This is a genomic window from Terrabacter sp. R4-6 (assembly GCF_057529065.1).
In genome coordinates this window covers 3,744,747-3,766,473 of record NZ_CP197224.1, presented here as the reverse complement: position 1 = coordinate 3,766,473, position 21,727 = coordinate 3,744,747, and the positions used below count along the sequence as shown (strand labels likewise).

Annotated in this window: 15 protein-coding genes and 3 rRNA genes; 7 read left to right on the top strand and 11 right to left on the bottom strand. The window is 67.8% G+C overall.

Annotated features, from left to right (window positions below):
• Positions 1 to 71: 71 nt before the first annotated feature.
• Together ACSSS0_RS17505 and ACSSS0_RS17500 are read left to right on the top strand one after the other, a co-directional pair.
• Positions 72 to 905 carry a purine-nucleoside phosphorylase gene (locus tag ACSSS0_RS17505; RefSeq protein ID WP_435986659.1) on the top strand — a complete coding sequence of 278 codons (834 nt, stop codon included), beginning with the start codon at positions 72 to 74 and terminating at the stop codon, positions 903 to 905.
• Positions 905 to 2,590: a phospho-sugar mutase gene (locus ACSSS0_RS17500; RefSeq protein WP_487228992.1), complete on the top strand. Its 1,686-nt coding sequence runs from the start codon at positions 905 to 907 to the stop codon at positions 2,588 to 2,590. Before ACSSS0_RS17505 ends, ACSSS0_RS17500 begins: the two co-directional genes overlap by 1 nt.
• 59 nt (positions 2,591 to 2,649) lie before the next feature.
• On the opposite strand, the gene ACSSS0_RS17495 is transcribed toward ACSSS0_RS17500, so the two are convergent.
• A complete protein-coding gene (locus ACSSS0_RS17495; RefSeq protein WP_435986661.1) occupies positions 2,650 to 3,303 on the bottom strand; it encodes a PH domain-containing protein in 654 nt (217 codons plus the stop codon).
• Positions 3,304 to 3,358: 55 nt separating this feature from the next.
• Between ACSSS0_RS17495 and deoC the strand changes: the two genes are divergently transcribed.
• The 5 genes from deoC to ACSSS0_RS17470 are packed head-to-tail and all read left to right on the top strand — an operon-like array spanning position 3,359 to position 8,198.
• Positions 3,359 to 4,345 carry a deoxyribose-phosphate aldolase gene (deoC, locus tag ACSSS0_RS17490; protein WP_487228991.1) on the top strand — a complete coding sequence of 329 codons (987 nt, stop codon included), beginning with the start codon at positions 3,359 to 3,361 and terminating at the stop codon, positions 4,343 to 4,345.
• Between the two features lie 56 nt (positions 4,346 to 4,401).
• A complete protein-coding gene (locus tag ACSSS0_RS17485) occupies positions 4,402 to 5,874 on the top strand; it encodes an aldehyde dehydrogenase family protein (protein ID WP_435986663.1) in 1,473 nt (490 codons plus the stop codon).
• Positions 5,871 to 6,758, top strand: coding sequence for an aldehyde dehydrogenase family protein (locus tag ACSSS0_RS17480; RefSeq protein ID WP_487228990.1), 888 nt, complete (start codon positions 5,871 to 5,873; stop codon positions 6,756 to 6,758). Before ACSSS0_RS17485 ends, ACSSS0_RS17480 begins: the two co-directional genes overlap by 4 nt.
• A gap of 31 nt (positions 6,759 to 6,789) precedes the next feature.
• Entirely contained in the window at positions 6,790 to 7,506 is a 717-nt protein-coding gene (locus tag ACSSS0_RS17475; protein WP_487228989.1) for a uridine kinase family protein, read from the top strand.
• Positions 7,503 to 8,198 carry an aspartate/glutamate racemase family protein gene (locus tag ACSSS0_RS17470; protein WP_487228988.1) on the top strand — a complete coding sequence of 232 codons (696 nt, stop codon included), beginning with the start codon at positions 7,503 to 7,505 and terminating at the stop codon, positions 8,196 to 8,198. The genes ACSSS0_RS17475 and ACSSS0_RS17470 overlap by 4 nt, the downstream gene beginning before the upstream one ends.
• Positions 8,199 to 8,289: 91 nt before the next feature.
• Here the strand turns inward: ACSSS0_RS17470 and ACSSS0_RS17465 are convergent, their stop codons facing one another.
• The 10 genes from ACSSS0_RS17465 to ACSSS0_RS17420 form a co-directional block, all read right to left on the bottom strand.
• The gene (locus ACSSS0_RS17465; protein ID WP_487228987.1) at positions 8,290 to 9,447 is read right to left on the bottom strand and encodes an adenosine deaminase; all 1,158 of its coding nucleotides are present in this window, start codon (positions 9,445 to 9,447) and stop codon (positions 8,290 to 8,292) included.
• Complete coding sequence (locus ACSSS0_RS17460; protein ID WP_487228986.1) at positions 9,444 to 9,842, bottom strand: cupin domain-containing protein; 399 nt, start codon at positions 9,840 to 9,842, stop codon at positions 9,444 to 9,446. Before ACSSS0_RS17460 ends, ACSSS0_RS17465 begins: the two co-directional genes overlap by 4 nt.
• 94 nt (positions 9,843 to 9,936) lie before the next feature.
• A 5S ribosomal RNA gene (gene rrf / locus ACSSS0_RS17455) occupies positions 9,937 to 10,053 on the bottom strand.
• Between the two features lie 81 nt (positions 10,054 to 10,134).
• Positions 10,135 to 13,266 (bottom strand): 23S ribosomal RNA (locus ACSSS0_RS17450).
• Positions 13,267 to 13,660: 394 nt separating this feature from the next.
• Positions 13,661 to 15,182: ribosomal RNA gene (locus ACSSS0_RS17445) — 16S ribosomal RNA — on the bottom strand.
• The 16S, 23S and 5S rRNA genes sit together here, the layout of an rRNA operon.
• 589 nt (positions 15,183 to 15,771) lie before the next feature.
• Positions 15,772 to 17,061 (bottom strand): thymidine phosphorylase, encoded by a 1,290-nt coding sequence (locus ACSSS0_RS17440; RefSeq protein WP_487228985.1) that lies wholly within the window; start codon positions 17,059 to 17,061, stop codon positions 15,772 to 15,774.
• A 56-nt stretch (positions 17,062 to 17,117) separates the two neighbouring features.
• A complete protein-coding gene (locus ACSSS0_RS17435) occupies positions 17,118 to 17,564 on the bottom strand; it encodes a cytidine deaminase (protein ID WP_435986670.1) in 447 nt (148 codons plus the stop codon).
• Entirely contained in the window at positions 17,564 to 18,832 is a 1,269-nt protein-coding gene (locus ACSSS0_RS17430; RefSeq protein ID WP_487228984.1) for an ABC transporter permease, read from the bottom strand. The genes ACSSS0_RS17435 and ACSSS0_RS17430 overlap by 1 nt, the downstream gene beginning before the upstream one ends.
• Positions 18,829 to 19,947, bottom strand: coding sequence for an ABC transporter permease (locus ACSSS0_RS17425; protein WP_487228983.1), 1,119 nt, complete (start codon positions 19,945 to 19,947; stop codon positions 18,829 to 18,831). The genes ACSSS0_RS17430 and ACSSS0_RS17425 overlap by 4 nt, the downstream gene beginning before the upstream one ends.
• Entirely contained in the window at positions 19,944 to 21,413 is a 1,470-nt protein-coding gene (locus ACSSS0_RS17420) for an ABC transporter ATP-binding protein (RefSeq protein WP_487228982.1), read from the bottom strand. The genes ACSSS0_RS17425 and ACSSS0_RS17420 overlap by 4 nt, the downstream gene beginning before the upstream one ends.
• Positions 21,414 to 21,727 lie beyond the last annotated feature (314 nt).

Below are 21,727 nucleotides of genomic sequence, written 5' to 3'. Positions count from 1 at the left end.
GCCCGGTCGGCCCCTGCGGCACCACCGGGGATCGGTTCCTGCCCCGCGTCGACCTCGCTAGAGTCCTGAGCGTGACCCGTTCCCACCGTGATCTCAGCGACCCCTCCACCGACCCCTTCGACGTCGCCGCCGACGCCGCCGCCGTCATCGCCGAGCGCACCGGCGTCGACCACCACGACGTCGCGCTCGTGCTCGGCTCGGGCTGGGGCCAGACCGCCGACCTCATCGGTGAGACGCTCGCGACCGTCGAGAACGCCGACGTCCCCGGCTTCCACAAGGCCGCCGTGGCCGGCCACTCGGGCAGCATGCGCTCCGTCGCGATCGGCGACACCGGCCGTCGGGCTCTCGTCTTCGGCACCCGCACCCACTTCTACGAGGGACGCGGCGTGCGCGCGGTCGTCCACGGCGTCCGCACCGCGAAGGCCGCGGGCTGCTCGACGATCGTGCTGACCAACGGGTGCGGCGGCCTCAACCCCGCGTGGTCGCCCGGCACCCCGGTCCTCATCCGCGACCACATCAACCTCACCGCGCACTCCCCCATCGAGGGGGCGAACTTCGTCGACCTCACCGACCTCTACACCCCGCGGCTGCGCGACCTCGCCCGCGAGGTCGACGCCGACCTCGACGAGGGCGTCTACGTCCAGTTCCGCGGACCGCACTACGAGACCCCGGCCGAGGTCCAGATGGCCAAGGTCATCGGCGGCGACCTCGTCGGCATGTCGACGACGCTCGAGGCCATCGCGGCCCGCCAGAGCGGGCTCGACGTGCTCGGCATCTCGCTCGTCACCAACCTCGCCGCGGGCATCTCGGACCAGCCGCTCAGCCACGCCGAGGTGCTCGAGGCCGGCCAGGCCGCCGCCGATCGGTGTGGCCGGCTGCTCGCTGCGGTCGTGGGGCGCCTCTGATGACGACCGTCGACACCACCGAGACCCTGTATGCCGCGGCGCGGGCCTGGCGCGACGACGACCCGGACCCGACGACGCGTGACGAGCTCGACGCCGTCCTCGCGCGTGCCACGGAGGGTGACGCGGACGCCGCGGCCGACCTCGCCGACCGCATGTCCGGCCTGCTCGAGTTCGGGACCGCGGGGCTGCGCGGAGCCCTCGGTGCCGGTCCCAACCGGATGAACCGCAGCGTCGTCATCCGGGCGGCCGCCGGCCTCACGGCATACCTCAAGGACGAGGGGCGCTGCGGCGACGCACCGACCGTCGTCGTCGGCTACGACGCGCGCTACAACTCCGACGTCTTCGCCCGTGACACCGCGGCCGTCGTCGTCGCGGCCGGTGGCCGGGCGCTGCTGCTCCCCCAGCCGCTGCCCACGCCGGTCCTCGCCTTCGCGATCCGCCACCTCGGTGCCGACGCGGGCGTCATGGTGACGGCGAGCCACAACCCGCCCCAGGACAACGGCTACAAGGTCTACCTCGGCGACGGCAGCCAGATCGTGCCGCCCGCCGACGCGCAGATCGCCGCCCACATCGGACGGGTCGAGCGGGTGGCCGACGTGCCCCGCGCCGCCGAGGGCTGGGAGACGCTCGGCGACAACCTCCTCGAGGACTACGTCGACGCCGTCGTCAGCGTCGTCGACCCGCACTCACCGCGTGACCTCCGCATCGTCCACACGAGCCTGCACGGCGTCGGCCACGGCACGGTGCACACGGCCTTCGTCCAGGCGGGCTTCGCGGCACCCGTCGTCGTCGACGAGCAGGCCGTGCCCGACCCGGACTTCCCGACCGTCGCCTTCCCCAACCCCGAGGAGAAGGGTGCGATCGACCTCGCACTCGCGCGAGCCCGCGCCGTCGGGTGCGACCTCGTCATCGCCAACGACCCCGACGCCGACCGGTGCGCCGCGGCCGTGCTCGACCCCGCCCTCGGCGACTGGCGGATGCTGCGCGGCGACGAGGTGGGGGCGCTGCTCGGTGCGCACATCGTGCGGCGCGGCGTCTCGCGCCGGGACGTCTTCGCCAACTCGATCGTGTCCTCGCGCCTGCTCGCCTCGATCGCCAAGGCCGCCGGGCTCGCCCACGAGGAGACGCTGACCGGCTTCAAGTGGATCTCCCGCGTCGACCGGCTGCGCTACGGCTACGAGGAGGCCCTCGGCTACTGCGTCGCCCCGCAGCTGGTGCGCGACAAGGACGGCGTCAGCGCCGCCCTGCTGCTCGCCGAGCTCGCGGCCACCCTCAAGGCGCAGGGCCGCACCCTCATCGACCTGCTCGACGACCTCGCGATCGAGCACGGGGTGCACGCGACCGACTCGTTCTCGGTGCGCGTCTCGGACCTCGCCCAGATCGAGACCCTCATGGGACGGCTGCGCGCCGAGCCGCCGACCACCGTGGCCGGCGTCGACGTCGACCGCGTCGACGACCTCGCCGAGGGCGACGGAGGGCTGCCGCCCACCGAGGGCCTGCGCTACCACCTGACCGACCTCTCGCGGGTCATCGTGCGCCCGAGCGGGACCGAGCCCAAGGTCAAGGTCTACCTCGAGGTCATCGAGCCGGTGGCCGGTCCGGCCTCGCTCGGTGAGTCCCGCGCGGTGGCCGAGACCCGCCTGGCCCGGGTCCGGGCCGACCTCGAACGCCTCACGTCCCTGTGAGCGAGCCCCGTGCGTAGCCGTCGACGGCGTACGCGTGGGGCGGGGTCACCCGCGGACCGTCAGACGACGAACGTCCCGATGACGAAGAAGGCCGCGGCGGCGAGGAGCAGGCCGACGGAGACCGGGTCCCAGACCTGGTGGGCGATGCGCGGCGTCCGGCCGTCCTTGCGCTTGCGGTCGGCGCTCATGCGCGCCTCGACCTCGGCCGCGACGGCCTGCGCCTCGACCTTGGACTTCGTCGGCTCCTCGGTGGTCCCCTTGCCGCGCACCTTGTTGGCCCCCACGGTCAGCATGCCGCGGCCGTACCTCGGGCGGCCCGGGTCGGCCGGGACGCCCCACGCGGTGTAGCGACGGCCGTCCGCGACGAGCTCGAGGGCCCATCGTGACCGGACCTCGCTGATGGCGGGCCACGTGACGTCGACGACGCGCACCGGGTTGACGAGGCGGATGCCCTCGGCGTGGATGACGACGCACGGGCGCACGACGAACAGCCACAGCAGCACGAGGGCGAGCACCACCGTCGAGATGAGGGTCCAGCTGCGCGGCTCGGTCAGCACGGCGGGCACGAGCAGGGCGACACCGGCGACCGCGCCGATGACGCCGACGGTGACCGACGAGCCCGGCCGGAGCGTGCGGGCGTCGCGCAGGGCGACGCGCTCGAGGTGCTCCTCGGCGGGTGAGTCGGAGGGCGGCGGGGACACGTCGGGGCTCACGGACAGACTCTCTCACGCGTCACGGGCCGTCTCGATAGGTGGATAGACTCCGGTGGTGACAGTTAGCACCACGACGCGCTCCGCGCAGGACCTCACCGCGCAGGCGCGGGACGTCCTCGGGGTGTCGCGCCTGACGAACCATGCCCTGACCTCCTGGCTGCACGGCCTCCCCGGCGTCGACCAGGTCGGCTGCGAGGCCCGGGCCGCGTCGCTCGGCACCCGCTCGATCAAGACGACGAGCAAGGCCTGGGCGATCGACACCGCCATCGGGATGATCGACCTGACGACCCTCGAGGGCTCCGACACGGTCGGCAAGGTCCGGTCGCTGTGCGCCAAGGCCCTCGTGCCCGACCCGCTCGACCCGACGACGCCGCGGCCCGCCGCGATCTGCGTCTACGGCGACATGGTCGCGACCGCGAAGGCCGCGCTCGGCGACAGCGGCATCCACGTCGCTGCCGTGGCGACCGCCTTCCCGTCCGGGCGAGCGAGCATGCCGGTCAAGCTCGCCGACACCCGCGACGCCGTCGAGGCCGGTGCCGACGAGATCGACATGGTCATCGACCGCGGGGCGTTCCTCTCGGGCGACTACCTCACGGTCTTCAACCAGATCGCCGAGGTCAAGCAGGCCTGTGGCACGGCGCACCTCAAGGTCATCATGGAGACGGGCGAGCTCGTCACCTACGACAACGTCCGCCGTGCCTCCTACCTCTCGATGCTCGCGGGCGGCGACTTCATCAAGACGTCCACCGGCAAGGTGCAGCCCGCGGCCACCCTCCCGGTCACGCTCATCATGCTCGAGGCCGTGCGCGACTGGCGCGAGCTCACCGGCAGCCAGGTCGGGGTCAAGCCGGCCGGTGGCATCAAGACCACCAAGGACGCCGTCAAGTACCTCGTCATGGTCAGTGAGATCGCCGGCGACGACTGGCTCACGCCCGAGTGGTTCCGCTTCGGCGCCTCGAGCCTGCTCAACGACCTCATCCTGCAGCGTCAGAAGCTCGCCACGGGTGCCTACTCCGGCGCCGACTACGTGACGATCGACTGACCGCGCCTGACTGACCGACCGCGCCTCACACGACAGCGCCCACGAAAGACACCCTGATGCCGAAGTTCGAGTACGCCCCCGCGCCGGAGTCGCGCGCCATCGTCACGATCGAGAAGTCCTACGGGCTCTTCATCGACGGCGCCTTCACGCGGCCCAAGGCGACCTTCCCCACGATCAACCCCGCCGACGAGACGGTCCTCGCCGAGGTGAGCCAGGCCGGCCCCAAGGACGTCGACAAGGCCGTCGCCGCGGCCCGCCGCGCCTACGAGGGGGTCTGGGGCCGCATGAGCGGCGCCGAGCGCGGCAAGTACCTCTTCCGCATCGCCCGCATCCTGCAGGAGCGGGCCCGCGAGTTCGCCGTCCTCGAGACGCTCGACAACGGCAAGCCGATCAAGGAGACCCGCGACGTCGACGTGCCGGTCGCCGCCGCCCACTTCTTCTACCACGCGGGCTGGGCCGACAAGCTGGAGTATGCCGGCCTGTCCGCCTCGGGCGCCGACGTGCCGCGCCCGCACGGCGTGGTCGGCCAGGTCATCCCGTGGAACTTCCCGCTGCTCATGCTCGCCTGGAAGATCGCACCGGCCCTCGCGACGGGCAACACCGTCGTGCTCAAGCCCGCCGAGACCACCCCGCTGAGCGCGCTGCTCTTCGCCGAGGTCTGCCAGCAGGCCGACCTGCCGGCCGGCGTCGTCAACATCATCACCGGTGACGGCCGCACGGGTCAGGCGCTCGTCGAGCACCCGGACGTCGACAAGATCGCCTTCACCGGCTCGACCGAGGTCGGCAAGGCGATCGCCCGGTCCATCGCGGGCACGTCGAAGAAGGCGACGCTCGAGCTCGGCGGCAAGGCTGCCAACATCGTCTTCGACGACGCCCCGCTCGACCAGGCGGTCGAGGGCATCGTGGGCGGCATCTTCTTCAACCAGGGCCAGGTCTGCTGCGCCGGCTCGCGCCTGCTCGTCCAGGAGAACGTCCACGACCAGGTCGTCGCCAAGCTCAAGCGTCGCCTCGGCACGCTGCGCGTCGGTGACCCGATGGACAAGAACAGCGACCTCGGCGCGATCAACTCCAAGGCCCAGCTCGACCGCATCACCTCGCTCGTCGAGGCCGGTGTGGCCGAGGGCGCCGAGCGCTGGAGCCCCGAGTGCACGCTGCCCGCCAAGGGCTACTGGTTCCCCCCGACGGTGCTCACCGGTGTCTCGCAGACGCACCGCGTCGCGACCGAGGAGATCTTCGGGCCGGTCCTGTCGGTGCTGACCTTCCGCACGCCTCAGGAGGCGGTCGCCAAGGCCAACAACTCGGCCTACGGCCTCTCGGCCGGCGTCTGGACCGAGAAGGGCTCGCGCATCCTCTGGATGGCCGACCAGCTCCGCGCCGGCGTCGTCTGGGCCAACACCTTCAACCGCTTCGACCCGACCTCGCCCTTCGGTGGCTACAAGGAGTCGGGCTACGGCCGCGAGGGCGGCCGCCACGGCCTCGAGGCCTACGTCACCACCGCCCCTTCGACCCTGACGGGAGCCGCCCGATGAGCCGCCTCGACGTGCGCAAGACCTACAAGCTCTACATCGGTGGCGCGTTCCCGCGCAGCGAGTCCGGTCGCTCCTACGAGGTCGTCTCGGCCTCGGGCGAGTTCCTCGCCAACGCCGCGATGGGCTCGCGCAAGGACGTCCGTGACGCCGTCGTCGCGGCGCGCGGCGCGCTGGCCAAGTGGTCCGGGGCCACCGCGTACAACCGCGGCCAGGTGCTCTACCGCGTCGCCGAGGTGCTCGAGGGCCGCCGCGCCCAGTTCGTCGAGGAGGTCGCCGCGAGCGAGGGCCTGTCGGTCCGCGCCGCGGGCGCCGTCGTCGACGCCTCCGTCGACCGCCTCGTCTGGTACGCCGGGTGGACCGACAAGATCGCCCAGGTGCTCGGCAACCTCAACCCCGTCGCCGGCCCCTTCTTCAACGTCTCGGCGCCCGAGCCGACCGGTGTGGTGGGCGTCCTTGCACCGCAGGCCTCCTCGCTGCTCGGTCTCGTGTCGGTCGTCGCCCCGGTCATCGCGTCGGGCAACACCGCCGTTGTCGTGTCGTCGGCCGCTCGTCCGCTGCCCGCCGTGACGTTCAGCGAGGTGCTCGCGACGTCGGACGTGCCCGGTGGCGTCGTCAACATCGTCACGGCCCAGACCGGCGAGGTGGCGACGTGGCTGGCCGCGCACCGTGACGTCAACGCCATCGACCTCACGGGCATCGCGGGCGCCGAGGGCGTCGACTGGGCCGCCCTCGAGGCGGAGGCCGCAGGCAACCTCAAGCGCGTCTACCGTCCGGCGCTGGCCGACGGCGCTCCGGTCGAGCCCGACTGGAACGCCGACCCCGGCCTCGGTCGCATCCGGGCCTTCGTCGAGACGAAGACCGTCTGGCACCCCAAGGGTCTCTGACCCGGGTCCCTGGGTCGGTTGAGGAGGCGAGGTGGCGTCGGTCGACCACCGCTCGGGCGGCACCGCGGGCGAGCAGCCGGCGGGGCAGCCCGTGGCCGACCCCGTGAGTGCACCCGAGGCCGGTGCGACCGATCGTGACCGTCGCCGGGTCATCCTCCTCACCGGGCCGAGCGGCGCGGGCAAGAGCCGGCTCTCGGCCCGGCTGAGTGCCACCCACGGGTGGCCCGTCGTCCGCCTCGACGACTTCTACCGCGAGGCGAGCGACCCGGCCCTGCCCCGCTCCCCCCTGGGCATCCCCGACTGGGACCACGCCGACTCGTGGGACGCGGGGGCGGCCGTCGACGCCCTCCGACAGCTCGTCGACGAGGGGCACGTCGAGGTGCCCGTCTACGACATCGGGGCCTCCGCGGTGACGGGTCGGCACGTCCTGGACGCGCGCCCGACCGACTTCGTCCTGGCCGAGGGACTCTTCGCCGGACGCCTCGTCGAGCCTCTGCGTCGCGAAGGCCTGCTCGCAGACGCCCTGTGCGTGCGACAGAACCGCACCCTGACGGCCCTGCGCCGCCTCGTGCGTGACCTCTCCGAGCGTCGCAAGCCTCCGCACATCCTCGTGCGCCGTGGGCTCGCCCTCTGGCGAGACGAGCCCCGGGTCGTCGGGCAGGCTCGCGCCGACGGTGCCCGCTGCCTGCACCCCCGCGAGGCGGAGTCCGAGCTCAGCGCCCTGCTCGGCGTCGGCACGTCGACGTGAGGCTCGTCGGCCTGCTCGGCGGGATGAGCTGGGAGTCGAGCGCGGAGTACTACCGGCTCGCCAACGAGCTGGTCCGTGAGCGTGTGGGCGGCCTCGCCTCTGCGCGGCTGCTGCTGCACTCCGTCGACTTCGCCGAGGTCGAGCGGCTCCAGGCCGAGGCCCGCTGGGACGAGGCGGGGGCGCTCCTGGCCACGGCTGCTGCGGGACTCGAGGCCGGAGGCGCCGAGCTCATCGTCCTGTGCACCAACACGATGCACAAGGTGGCCCCCGCCATCGAGGCCGCCGTCACGGTCCCCCTGCTGCACATCGGCGACGTGACAGGCCGGGCCGTGCGTGCCGCGGGCCTGGGACGCGTCGGGCTGCTCGCGACGGCCTACACGATGGAGCAGAACTTCCTGCGCGACCGGCTCGCCGGTCACGGGCTGACCGTGCTCGTGCCCGACGGCGACGACCGCGCCGTGGTGCACCGCATCATCTACGAGGAGCTGTGCCTCGGGGTGGTCACCGAGGAGTCCCGGCAGGCCTACCGCGAGGTCATCGCCCGGCTCGTCGCGGCGGGAGCCCAGGGCGTCGTCCTCGGCTGCACCGAGATCGAGCTGCTCGTGGACCAGTCCGACGCGGAGGTGCCGGTCTTTCCCACGACCCGTCTGCACGTCGAGGCCGCGGTCGAGGCTGCTCTCGCCCTCGACTGAATCTCCTCACCGGGCGCTCTCGGCTTCGAAGTGATAGCGCGCCACCGCGGTGGGCGCCGCGACCACTTCGCACCGTGACGGATCGACGGCCTCAGGCGACGGGTGCGGCCTCGTAGCCGAGAGCGGCGTACCCCGGCTTGATGACGTCGTCGATGAGGGCGAGCCGCTCGTCGAAGGGGATGAACGCCGACTTCATCGCGTTGATCGTCACCCAGCGCAGGTCCTCGAGGGTCCAGCCGGCCTCGTCGCGCAGCAGGGCCGCCTCCTTGCTCATCGACGTGTCGCTCATGAGCCGGTTGTCGGTGTTGAGCGTGACGCGGAAGCGCAGGCGACGCAGCAGGGTGATCGGGTGCAGCGCGATCGACGGAGCAGCAGAGGTCTGCAGGTTGCTGCTCGGGCACATCTCGAGGGGGATGCGCTTGTCTCGGACATAGGCGGAGAGCCTCCCCAGCCGCACCCGGTCCAGCTCCAGGGACGTCAGGGCACCGGGGTCGTCCTTGTTGTCCTCGACCCACTGCGCGAACGGTGCGCCGTCGATGGTGATGTCGTCGACGATGCGGACGCCGTGGCCGAGCCGGTCGGCGCCGCACCACTGGATGGCCTCCCAGATGGAGGGCAGCCCGAAGGCCTCGCCGGCGTGGATCGTGAAGTGGAAGTTCTCGCGGCGGAGGTACTCGAACGCGTCGAGGTGGCGGGTGGGCGGGTAGCCGGCCTCCGCGCCCGCGATGTCGAAGCCCGACACACCCTGGTCGCGGTAGCGGATCGCCAGCTCGGCGATCTCGGTCGACTTCGCCGCATGGCGCATCGCCGTCAGCAGCGAGGTGACCCGGATGGGGTGACCGTCAGCCGCAGCCTTCGCCTCCCCGTCGAGCAGACCGGCGTTGACGGCCTCGACGACACCCTCGAGCGTCAGGCCACGCGTCAGGTGCTGCTCGGGGGCATAACGGCTCTCGGCGTAGACGACGCCGTCGGCAGCCAGGTCCTGCGCGCACTCGCTGGCGACGCGGAACAGGCCCTCGCGGGTCTGCATCACGGCCAGGGTGTGGTCGAAGGTCTCGAGGTAGCGCGGCAGCGACCCGGAGTCCGCGCTCTCGCGGAACCACGTGCCCAGGGCCTGGGCCTCGGTCTCGGGCAAGGCGTCGTAGCCGACGTCGGCCGCGAGCTCGATGATCGACTGGGGGCGCAGGCCGCCGTCGAGGTGGTCGTGGAGCAGGACCTTGGGGGCCCGACGGACGTCGTCGGCGCTCACGAGGCGTCCTCGGTGGCTCCGGCGTCGCCGTCCTCCTCGCGGTGGACGGAGTCCGGACCGAAGGCGGGAAGGCAGACCGCGACGTACTCGGCCCCCTCGGGACCGCACGAGTAGCGGATGCGCTCACCCCCGCGCGTGATCACCGACTGGCCAGCTCCGACCTCGAGCGTGCCTCCGTCGTGGTCGATGAGCACCGTCCCGGCCAGGACGAGCGTGATCTCGTCGAACTCCGGGGTCTGGAAAGGCTCGGACCACCCGGCCGGCGCCACCATCCGGGCGACCGACACGGAGGCCTGGAGGTCGGCGTCCGGGGTGTTGACGGCACCGACGTGCTCGTCGATGACCTTGCCGCCGGGGACGGGGATACGGGTCGGAGAGGGAACGAGTTCAGGCACGAGCCCAGACTAGTGGACATCAAATGCATCCGGGAATGGACATGGGAATGCGACAACCCCGCCAGGTGTCCTGGCGGGGTTGTCGTGAATGGTTGTCCGGCTGCGTCCTACTCTCCCACACCGTCACCAGTGCAGTACCATCGGCGCTGAAGGGCTTAGCTTCCGGGTTCGGAATGGAGCCGGGCGTTTCCCCTTCGCTATGACAGCCGAAACTCTATGGAGATATCAATCAGTGGGTGTTGGTGTCCCGTTTGTATCTCGGGAACCGCACAGTGGACGCGTAGCATCTTTGTAAGTCAAGTTATCGGCTTATTAGTACCGGTCAGCTCCACACATTGCTGTGCTTCCACATCCGGCCTATCAACCCAGTAGTCTAGCTGGGAGCCTCTCGCCCTCGCGGGCCTGGAAACCTCATCTTGAAACGTGCTTCCCGCTTAGATGCTTTCAGCGGTTATCACTTCCGAACGTAGCTAATCAGCGGTGCTCTTGGCAGAACAACTGACACACCAGAGGTTCGTCCATCCCGGTCCTCTCGTACTAGGGACAGCCTTTCTCAAGTTTCCTACGCGCACAGCGGATAGGGACCGAACTGTCTCACGACGTTCTAAACCCAGCTCGCGTACCGCTTTAATGGGCGAACAGCCCAACCCTTGGGACCTACTCCAGCCCCAGGATGCGACGAGCCGACATCGAGGTGCCAAACCATGCCGTCGATATGGACTCTTGGGCAAGATCAGCCTGTTATCCCCGGGGTACCTTTTATCCGTTGAGCGACGGCGCTTCCACAAGCCACCGCCGGATCACTAGTCCCGACTTTCGTCCCTGCTCGACATGTCTGTCTCACAGTCAAGCTCCCTTGTGCACTTACACTCGAAACCTGATTACCAACCAGGCTGAGGGAACCTTTGGGCGCCTCCGTTACCTTTTAGGAGGCAACCGCCCCAGTTAAACTACCCACCAGGCACTGTCCCTGATCCGGATCACGGACCGAGGTTAGATATCCAGAACGACCAGAGTGGTATTTCAACGTTGACTCCACCATCACTGACGTGACGGCTTCACAGTCTCCCACCTATCCTACACAAGCCGTACCGAACACCAATACCAAGCTGTAGTAAAGGTCCCGGGGTCTTTCCGTCCTGCTGCGCGTAACGAGCATCTTTACTCGTAGTGCAATTTCGCCGAGTTCGTGGTTGAGACAGTGGAGAAGTCGTTACGCCATTCGTGCAGGTCGGAACTTACCCGACAAGGAATTTCGCTACCTTAGGATGGTTATAGTTACCACCGCCGTTTACTGGCGCTTAAGTTCTCAGCTTCGCCGTGAGGCTAACCGGTCCCCTTAACGTTCCAGCACCGGGCAGGCGTCAGTCCGTATACATCGTCTTGCGACTTGGCACGGACCTGTGTTTTTAGTAAACAGTCGCTTCTCCCTGGTCTCTGCGGCCGATCACGCTCAGGAAGCAAGTTCCGTCACGATCAGGGCCCCCCTTCTCCCGAAGTTACGGGGGTATTTTGCCGAATTCCTTAACCACGATTCACTCGATCGCCTTGGTATTCTCTACCTAACCACCTGAGTCGGTTTGGGGTACGGGCGGCTCGAACCTCGCTAGAAGTTTTTCTCGGCAGCATAGGATCACCCTCTTCCCGCATTCGCGGTCACTATCAGGTCTCAGGCTTATGTGCGATCCGGATTTGCCTGGATCGCGCCCTACACCCTTGGACGTGGACAACCATCGCCACGCGGAGGCTACCTTCCTGCGTCACTCCATCGCTTGACTACTACCAGATCGGGTCGTGCGCTCCACGCGCCCTGTGGACCCGAAGGTCCGGTGGGCGTGCTTCAGGCACTGAGCATCACTGGGTTCATCATGGGCGGTCCTTCGCCGGTTCCGGAATATCAACCGGATGTCCATCGACTACGCCTGTCGGCCTCGCCTTAGGTCCCGACTTACCCAGGGCAGATTAGCTTGACCCTGGAACCCTTGGTTATTCGGCGGACGGGTTTCTCGCCCGTCATTCGCTACTCATGCCTGCATTCTCACTCGTGTGGCCTCCACGGCTGGTTCACACCGCCGCTTCCCTGGCCACACGACGCTCCCCTACCCATCAACACGCCTGGACACCGAACCCGCAGGTGTCGGTGCCGAGCAGTATGTCAATGCCACAGCTTCGGTGGTGTGCTTGAGCCCCGCTACATTGTCGGCGCGGAATCACTTGACCAGTGAGCTATTACGCACTCTTTAAAGGGTGGCTGCTTCTAAGCCAACCTCCTGGTTGTCACAGCAACTCCACATCCTTTCCCACTTAGCACACGCTTAGGGACCTTAGCTGGTGATCTGGGCTGTTTCCCTCTCGACTACGGAGCTTATCCCCCGCAGTCTCACTGCCACGCTCTCACTTACCGGCATTCGGAGTTTGGCTAACGTCAGTAACCTGGTGAGGCCCATTAGCTATCCAGTAGCTCTACCTCCGGCAAGAAACACGTGACGCTGCACCTAAATGCATTTCGGGGAGAACCAGCTATCACGGAGTTTGATTGGCCTTTCACCCCTACCCACAGCTCATCCCCTCAGTTTTCAACCTAAGTGGGTTCGGTCCTCCACGCAGTCTTACCTGCGCTTCAACCTGGCCATGGGTAGATCACTCCGCTTCGGGTCTAGACCCAGCGACTATGGGCGCCCTGTTCGGACTCGCTTTCGCTACGGCTTCCCCACACGGGTTAACCTCGCCACTGAGCACTAACTCGCAGGCTCATTCTTCAAAAGGCACGCTGTCACCCCACACGCCCAACGGCGGGAGGCTCCAACGGATTGTAGGCACACGGTTTCAGGATCTATTTCACTCCCCTCCCGGGGTACTTTTCACCTTTCCCTCACGGTACTTGTCCGCTATCGGTCACCAGGGAATATTTAGGCTTAGCAGGTGGTCCTGCCAGATTCACACGGGATTTCTCGGGCCCCGTGCTACTTGGGAAATCCACCGGGAGTCCACACCATTTCGTCTACGGGGGTCGCACCCTCTATGCCGAGCCATTCAATGCTCTTCGACTATGACGCAGATTTCTTACTCCCCGACGACCTGTCAGAGCCGGCTGGTGGGTCCCACGACCCCGAACGTGCAACGCCTGACAGCTATCACACACGCCCGGTTTAGCCTCATCCGCTTTCGCTCGCCACTACTCACGGAATCACATGTTGTTTTCTCTTCCTGTGGGTACTGAGATGTTTCACTTCCCCACGTTCCCTCCACACACCCTATATATTCAGGTGCGGGTGACTGGACTTGCCTCCAGCCGGGTTTCCCCATTCGGAAATCCTCGGATCACAGTCTGGTTATCGACTACCCGAGGCTTATCGCAGATTCCTACGTCCTTCTTCGGTTCCTGGTGCCAAGGCATCCACCGTGTGCCCTTAAAAACTTGACACTACAAAGATGCTCGCGTCCACTGTGAAGTTCTCAAAATACAACCGGCACCCCACACCCACCACAAGCACAGCTCGCGATCTCGGCAGGGCCCACAACCAGAAGAACCAGCCCACACACACCACCCGAACCGTCCCGACCCCGCAAGGCCAAGACCGGCTCGAGCCGGCATGCGTCGTCCGATCCTTCAGGACCCAACAACGTGTCAAGCACCGCCCTGCCCAGACCCCCTCGTTCCACTGCTGTCTCCAGCTTGTACTTGAGGAAGGCCGACCAGGTCGGTGCCAAAATCGATGTTCCACCCTTGAGCACCCGCTGCCCCACATTCGGGGACAGACCGGGCTCTGGCACCACACCCGGATCCACGAGGGACCGGTGTGGGCAGTGCTCCTTAGAAAGGAGGTGATCCAGCCGCACCTTCCGGTACGGCTACCTTGTTACGACTTAGTCCCAATCGCCAGTCCCACCTTCGACGGCTCCCCCCACAAGGGTTGGGCCACCGGCTTCGGGTGTTACCGACTTTCGTGACTTGACGGGCGGTGTGTACAAGGCCCGGGAACGTATTCACCGCAGCGTTGCTGATCTGCGATTACTAGCGACTCCGACTTCATGGGGTCGAGTTGCAGACCCCAATCCGAACTGAGACCGGTTTTTTGGGATTCGCTCCACCTCGCGGTTTCGCAGCCCTTTGTACCGGCCATTGTAGCATGCGTGAAGCCCAAGACATAAGGGGCATGATGATTTGACGTCATCCCCACCTTCCTCCGAGTTGACCCCGGCAGTCTCCTATGAGTCCCCACCATGACGTGCTGGCAACATAGAACGAGGGTTGCGCTCGTTGCGGGACTTAACCCAACATCTCACGACACGAGCTGACGACAACCATGCACCACCTGTACACCAGTCCGAAGACGCACCCATCTCTGAGTGATTCCGGTGTATGTCAAGCCTTGGTAAGGTTCTTCGCGTTGCATCGAATTAATCCGCATGCTCCGCCGCTTGTGCGGGCCCCCGTCAATTCCTTTGAGTTTTAGCCTTGCGGCCGTACTCCCCAGGCGGGGAACTTAATGCGTTAGCTGCGGCACGGATCTCGTGGAATGAGACCCACACCTAGTTCCCAACGTTTACGGCATGGACTACCAGGGTATCTAATCCTGTTCGCTCCCCATGCTTTCGCTTCTCAGTGTCAGTAATGGCCCAGAGACCTGCCTTCGCCATCGGTGTTCCTCCTGATATCTGCGCATTCCACCGCTACACCAGGAATTCCAGTCTCCCCTACCACACTCTAGTCTGCCCGTACCCACTGCAAGTCCGAGGTTGAGCCTCGGATTTTCACAGCAGACGCGACAAACCACCTACAAGCTCTTTACGCCCAATAATTCCGGACAACGCTCGCACCCTACGTATTACCGCGGCTGCTGGCACGTAGTTAGCCGGTGCTTCTTCTGCAGGTACCGTCACTTGCGCTTCTTCCCTGCTGAAAGAGGTTTACAACCCGAAGGCCGTCATCCCTCACGCGGCGTCGCTGCATCAGGCTTCCGCCCATTGTGCAATATTCCCCACTGCTGCCTCCCGTAGGAGTCTGGGCCGTGTCTCAGTCCCAGTGTGGCCGGTCGCCCTCTCAGGCCGGCTACCCGTCGTCGCCTTGGTGAGCCACTACCTCACCAACAAGCTGATAGGCCGCGAGTCCATCCCAGACCGAAAAACTTTCCACACCATGGTCATGCGACCTGGTGTCATATCCGGTATTAGCTCCGGTTTCCCGGGGTTATCCCAGAGTCTGGGGCAGGTTACTCACGTGTTACTCACCCGTTCGCCACTGATCAGACCAAGCAAGCTTGATCATCACCGTTCGACTTGCATGTGTTAAGCACGCCGCCAGCGTTCGTCCTGAGCCAGGATCAAACTCTCCGTTGATGTTCAAACACCCACCACCAGGCCCGAAGACCCAAACAGTGAGCAAACTTTGAACCCGTAGAAGGGCTCGAAAACCCGACTGAAGTCGAACAACCAGCTCAAAAAGAGTTGATCATTCAGTTTCAACCAAAGGATAATTCGTTCCGAAACAGACACAGACACCACCAAACAGTGGCACCGCGCCAGCCCCGAGACGAGGTAATTGGCATCGATTTTTGACACGCTGTTGAGTTCTCAAGAATCGGACACACACCATCAACCACCTCAACGAGGAGGCCTCCGGGGCAACCCTTCAAACTTACCCGCCGCACCCCACCGAGTCAAACGACGGTCATGCGGGCGGATCCTGCTCACCGGAGCCCGACACCGTCGGACACTCCGGACACTCATCAGGCCCCGGGACCGGCCAGCTTCGCTCGACGATCTCTCGCCGCCGCGGTGGCGTCCGTTCCTCCCTGTCGGGCTGACGAAGAGAACTTTAGCCCGCTCCCCGGGGAATCCCCAAATCGCTCCCCTCGCGGGGGTACGGACCCGTGGTGGGCGGTCGGCCGGAGCGCCGGCCGCCTCCCTGCGGGCCCGCACGGCGGGGTCAGGACACCCGGTCGATGACGATCGGCGGGAGGTCCGGCCGCGACCCTTCGGGGGCGATCGTGAAGCCACCCTCGAGCGCCTCGAGAGCGCGGGCGAACCGCTCCGGCTCGTCGGTGTGCAGCGTCATGAGCGGCTCTCCGCCACGCACCGTCGCGCCGGGCTTGTGGTGCAGCTCGACGCCGGCGCCCGCCTGCACCGGGTCCTCCTTGCGGGCTCGCCCGGCGCCGAGACGCCACGCAGCGACCCCGACCGCGAGCGCGTCCAGCTGGACGAGCACCCCGTCGGCGGGCGCCAGCACGCGGTGGGTCTCCTTCGCCGTCGGCAGCTCCGCGTCCGGGTCTCCCCCCTGGGCGCGGATCATCCGGCGCCAGACGTCCATGGCCCGTCCGTCCGCGAGCACGTCGGCCGGGTCGATGTCGGAGCGACCCGCACCCGCGACCATCTCGCGTGCGAGGGCGAGCGTGAGCTCGACGACGTCTTCCGGGCCCCCACCGGCGAGCACCTCCACGGACTCCCGCACCTCGAGCGCGTTGCCCGCCGTGAGCCCGAGCGGCGTCTCCATGTTCGTGAGCAAAGCGACCGTGTGCACCCCCGCGTCGGTGCCGAGGCGGACCATCGTCTCCGCGAGCTCGCGGGCCTGTCCGAGCTCCTTCATGAACGCGCCCGACCCGACCTTGACGTCGAGGACGAGGGACCCGGTGCCCTCGGCGATCTTCTTGCTCATGATCGAGGTGGCGATGAGGGGCACGCAGGAGACGGTCCCCGTGACGTCACGCAACGCATACAGCTTCTTGTCGGCCGGGGCCAGGCCCGAGCCGGCGGCGCAGATGACGGCACCGACGTCCTCGAGCTGCGCCATCATCTGCTCGTTCGTCAGGTCGGCCCTCCACCCGGGGATCGACTCGAGCTTGTCGAGCGTGCCGCCCGTGTGCCCGAGGCCGCGGCCCGAGAGCTGCGGGACCGCGACGCCGCAGGCGGCCACGATCGGCGCCAGGGGCAGCGTGATCTTGTCGCCCACTCCCCCGGTCGAGTGCTTGTCGCTCGTCGGGCGGGACAGGCCCGAGAAGTCGAGCCGCTCACCCGAGCGGATCATCGCGTCGGCCCACCGGGCGATCTCCCGCGGGGTCATCCCGTTGAGGTAGATCGCCATCGCGAGCGCCGACATCTGCTCCTCGGCGACGGCGCCCCTCGTGTACGCGTCGATGACCCAGTCGATCTGGGCGTCGGACAGCTCGGCCCGGTCGCGCTTGGCGGAAATGACGTCTACGGCATCGAAGGCTTCACTCACGGGACCATCATGTCCCAGCGTCGGCGGCGCCGGAGCACGACCGGGTGCGGAGCCGTTCAGCCCTCGGCGTGACGCAGGTCCTCGGCGCCGAACGCCTGCGGCAGCACCGCCGACATCGGCAGCACGCCCTCGGGGGTCATGAGCAGGCACTGCGGGCCGCCGTTCTCCCAGAGCAGCTGGCGGCAGCGGCCGCACGGCATGAGCGCCTGCCCGTCACCGCCGACGCAGAAGACCGCCGTCAGCCGCCCGCCGCCGGACGCGTGGAGGTCGGAGACCATCCCGCACTCGGCACAGAGCGCCACGCCGTAGGCGGCGTTCTCGACGTTGCACCCGCCCACGACCCGGCCGTCGTCGACGAGGCCGGCGACACCGACACGGAACCGGGAGTACGGCGCGTACGCGCGCTCCATGAGCTCGACCGCGCGCCGGCGCAGCGATTCCCAGTCGACCGCGCCGGCATCGGTGGTGTCGACAGTGCCGGGCTGCGGGCTCGTGTCGGCCACTAGTGCCCCTCGCCCTTGCGGTAGATCTGTCCGTCGGCCGCCGGCATGCGCAGGCGTTGCGAGGCGAACGCGAGCACGAGCAGCGTCGTGACGTAGGGCAGCGTGCTCGACAGCTCCGGCGGGACGATGTCGGTCAGGGCGTACCAGACACCCACGACGACACCGACGACGAGGGCGATGACGCCCTGCACCACGCGGCCCTTGCGGACGATCTGCCAGATCCCGATGCCGATGAGCAGCACGGCGAGCAGCAGGAGGAAGGCGTGCACCGTCGTGCCGCCACCGCGCAGCTGTGCCGCGTCGGTGTAGCCGAAGAGGACCGACCCGGCCATCAGGCCGCCGGGACGCCAGTTGCCGAAGATCATGGCTGCCAGACCGATGTAGCCGCGGCCACCCGTCTGCCCGTCACGGAAGACGTTGGCGGCCACGAGGGCGAGGAAGCCACCGCCCAGGCCGGCCAGACCGCCGGAGACGAGCACCGCCGTGAACTTGTAGCGGAGCACGTTGACACCGAGGGACTCGGCCGCGACCGGCGACTCGCCCACCGAGCGCAGGCGCAGGCCGAAGGCCGAGCGCCACAGGATGTAGGCGGTCGCGATGAAGAGCAGGACGGCGAGGATCGTCACGACCGACACGTTGGTGCAGAACGCACGGAGCACGCCGGCGAGGTCGGAGATGAAGAAGATGTGCTGCTGCTCCAACTCACCGAGGGCGTCGGACAGCCACGGGATGCTGATCGTCGGCAGCTCCTCGAGGGGCGGTGACTGCGTCGGACCGCCGCCGGGGAGCGTGCTGAAGAAGCGCACCGAGAGGTACTTCGCGAAGCCGAGCGCCACGATGTTGAGCGCGACACCCGAGACGATGTGGTCGACGCCGAAGGTGACCGTGGCGATCGCGTGGATGAGACCGCCGACGGCACCGCCGATGACCGCGCCGACGAGGCCCCACCAGGGGCCGAGGTGGTAGCCGAGGAAGCCGGCGCCCCACGTGCCGAGGATCATCATGCCCTCGAGGCCGATGTTGACGACGCCCGCTCGCTCGGACCACAGACCGCCGAGACCGGCGAGGGCGATGGGCACAGCGAGACCGAAGGCTGCGATGAGCAGCCCGGACGAGTCGACGTCGTTGGCGCCGGTGACGACACGCAGGATCGAGAGCACGAGGACGGCGCCGAGGCCGACCCCGACCCACTGGAGCGGGCTCAGCCGGAGCCGACGCGGGGTGGCGGTGACCTTCTCGACGCCGGCGTCGAGACCAGTGACACTCATGCCGTCGCTCCTTCCGGGGTGGGGGCATCGGATCTCGTCGCGGCCAGCTCCCTCGCCACCCGCTGCTGCTCGAGGCGCACGTCGGCGCGACGGATCAGCTCGTAGGCGATGACGACGGCGAAGAGGATGACGCCCTGGATGATGAAGACGACCTCGGACGCGACACCGGCCCGGATCTGCAGCGCGTTGCTCTGCACGTCGAGGAACGACCACAGCAGCGCCGCGGCCGCGATGCCAAGCGGGTGGTTGCGACCGAGCAGCGCGATGCCGATGCCCGCGAAGCCGAGCCCGGCCTGGAAGGTCGTGCCGTAGCTGTGGTCCTGGCCGAAGAGCAGCGGCATGCCGATGAGACCGGCGAGCGCACCCGAGGCGATCATCGTCGTGACGATCATGCGGGGCACCTTGACGCCGCTGGCGACCGCCGCGCTCTCGGAGCGGCCCGTGGCGCGCAGGTCGAAGCCGAACCGGGTCTTGTTGATGACGAACCAGTAGAGGGCGCCGACGAGGACGGCGAGCAGGATGAGCGTGTAGACCTTGTTCGTCGCGCCGGGGATGAGGCCGAGGCCCGAGAGCTGCGACGACTCGGGGATGGGCTTGGTCGAGATCGTGTTGCTGCCCTGTTGCTTGACGGCGACCTTGAGCAGCAGCCACTGCACGACGCCGGTCGCGATGGCGTTGAGCATGATCGTGCTGATCACCTCGGAGATGCCGCGGCGGATCTTGAGGTAGGCGGCGATGCTCGCCCAGAAGCCACCGGCGACCATCGCGACGACGATCGTCAGGATGACGTTGAGCGGGCCGGGGAACCAGGCCTGCCCGGCGAAGGCTGCTCCGGCGAACACCGCGACGCGGTACTGACCGTCGACGCCGATGTTGAAGAGGTTCATCCGGAAGCCGACGGCGACCGCGACGGCCGAGAGGTAGTAGACGGTGGCGCCGTTGACGATCTGGACGAGCTGACGCGGCTTGGGCCAGCTGAGGATCGTCTGCCAGACCTCGACGACGGGGTCGCCGAGGGCCAGCAGGATCGCCGAGGTCACGAGGAACGCGACGACGAGCGCGAGCAGGGGCGCCGCGACGGCGAGGAGGAGCTTGCGGGGACTGAACGTGCTCATCGGGTCTCCTCCGGGCTGCCAGCAGCTCCGGTCATGGCCGCGCCGAGGTCCTCGGCGGTGACGGTGTCGGGGTCGAACGTGCCGGTCAGGCTGCCGCGCAGGATCACCTCGATGGTGTCGGAGAGGCCGATCAGCTCCTCGAGGTCGGCCGAGATGAGCAGCACGGCGAGGCCGTCGCGTCGGGCCTGCCGGATGATGTCCCAGATGCTCGCCTGGGCGCCGACGTCGACGCCTCGCGTCGGGTGCGCGGCGACGAGCACCTTGGGCTGGTGGCTCATCTCGCGGCCGACGATGAGCTTCTGCTGGTTGCCGCCGGAGAGCGACCCCGCCTTGACGTTGATCGAGGGCGTGCGGACGTCGTACTCCTTGACGATCCGCTCCGTGTCCGCCTTGGCGCCGGCGGCGTTGATGATGAAGCCCCGGACGTTCGGCTCCTCGGTCTGGTGACCGAGGATGCGGTTCTCCCAGAGCGGCGCCTCGAGCAGCAGCGCGTGCCGCTGGCGGTCCTCGGGGATGTAGGCGACGCCGGCCTCACGGATCTCGCGCGTGCGCCAGTCGGAGATGTCGGTGTCGCCGAGGAAGACGAGGCCGGAGGTGGGCTCACGCATGCCCATGATGACCTCGACGAGCTCGGCCTGGCCGTTGCCCTCGACGCCGGCGATGCCGAGCACCTCACCGGCGTGGATCGTCAGCGAGATGCCGTCGAGCACGTTGCGTCCGGCGCCGGGGCCGGCGAGCACGATGTCCTCGGTCCGCAGCACGACGCGGTCGGTGACCGTGGACTCCTCGGTCTGGGGCGTCGGCAGCTCCGCGCCGACCATGAGCTCGGCGAGCTGGCGCGCGTTGACCGACGACGGGTCGACCGTGTCGACGGTCGTGCCGCGCCGGATCACCGTGATCGAGTCGGCGACCGAGAGCACCTCGTCGAGCTTGTGCGAGATGAACAGGACCGTCAGGCCCTCGGACTTCAGCTCGCGCAGGTTGTCGAAGAGCTCGTCGACCTCCTGCGGCACGAGGACGGCGGTCGGCTCGTCGAGGATGATGATCTTGGCGCCGCGGTAGAGGACCTTGAGGATCTCGATGCGCTGGCGGGCGCCGACACCGAGGTCGGCGACGAGGGCGTCCGGCGCGATGTCGAGGCCGTAGTCGTCGGAGATGCGGCGGATCTCGGCCCGCGCGCCCTCACCGATCCCGTGCAGCTTCTCGGCGCCGAGGACGACGTTCTCGAGGACCGTGAAGTTGTCGGCGAGCTGGAAGTGCTGGAACACCATGCCGATGCCCTCGGCAATGGCGTCGGACGGCGAGTGCAGGTGCACCTCGCGGCCGTCGATCGCGATGGTCCCCTCGTCAGGGCGCTGGACGCCGTAGAGGATCTTCATCAGGGTCGACTTGCCGGCGCCGTTCTCACCGACGATGGCGTGGACCGTGCCCTTGCGGACCTTGAAGCCGATGTCCTTGTTGGCCACGACTCCGGGGAAGCGCTTGGTGATGCCTTCCAGCTCGACTGCGTAGTCGGCCCCAGCGGGGGCGGCCGGTCGCTCGGGTGCGGATGCAGTGATGGCGACAACTCCTCGTCCGGGCCCGGAGTGCGGGCTCCGGGCAGCAGGTGGTCAGGGCACCGGGCCGGCCGTCACGGGACCGTCCCCATGTCCGGTCGGACCGACCGGCGGTGCTGGGGACGGACACGGCCCGCGACGACGCTACCGCGCCGCACGGGCCGTGTCTCCCCATCAGGGTGTGATGCAGATGGTGGTGCTGAAGGTGGTGCTGAAGGTGGTGC

Coding starts and splice junctions, on each gene's coding strand:
- ACSSS0_RS17500 (WP_487228992.1), top strand. CDS start 905: ATGACGACCGTCGACACCACCGAGACCCTGTATGCCGCGGCGCGGGCC.
- ACSSS0_RS17485 (WP_435986663.1), top strand. CDS start 4,402: ATGCCGAAGTTCGAGTACGCCCCCGCGCCGGAGTCGCGCGCCATCGTC.
- ACSSS0_RS17480 (WP_487228990.1), top strand. CDS start 5,871: ATGAGCCGCCTCGACGTGCGCAAGACCTACAAGCTCTACATCGGTGGC.
- ACSSS0_RS17430 (WP_487228984.1), bottom strand. CDS start 18,832: ATGAGTGTCACTGGTCTCGACGCCGGCGTCGAGAAGGTCACCGCCACC.
- ACSSS0_RS17425 (WP_487228983.1), bottom strand. CDS start 19,947: ATGAGCACGTTCAGTCCCCGCAAGCTCCTCCTCGCCGTCGCGGCGCCC.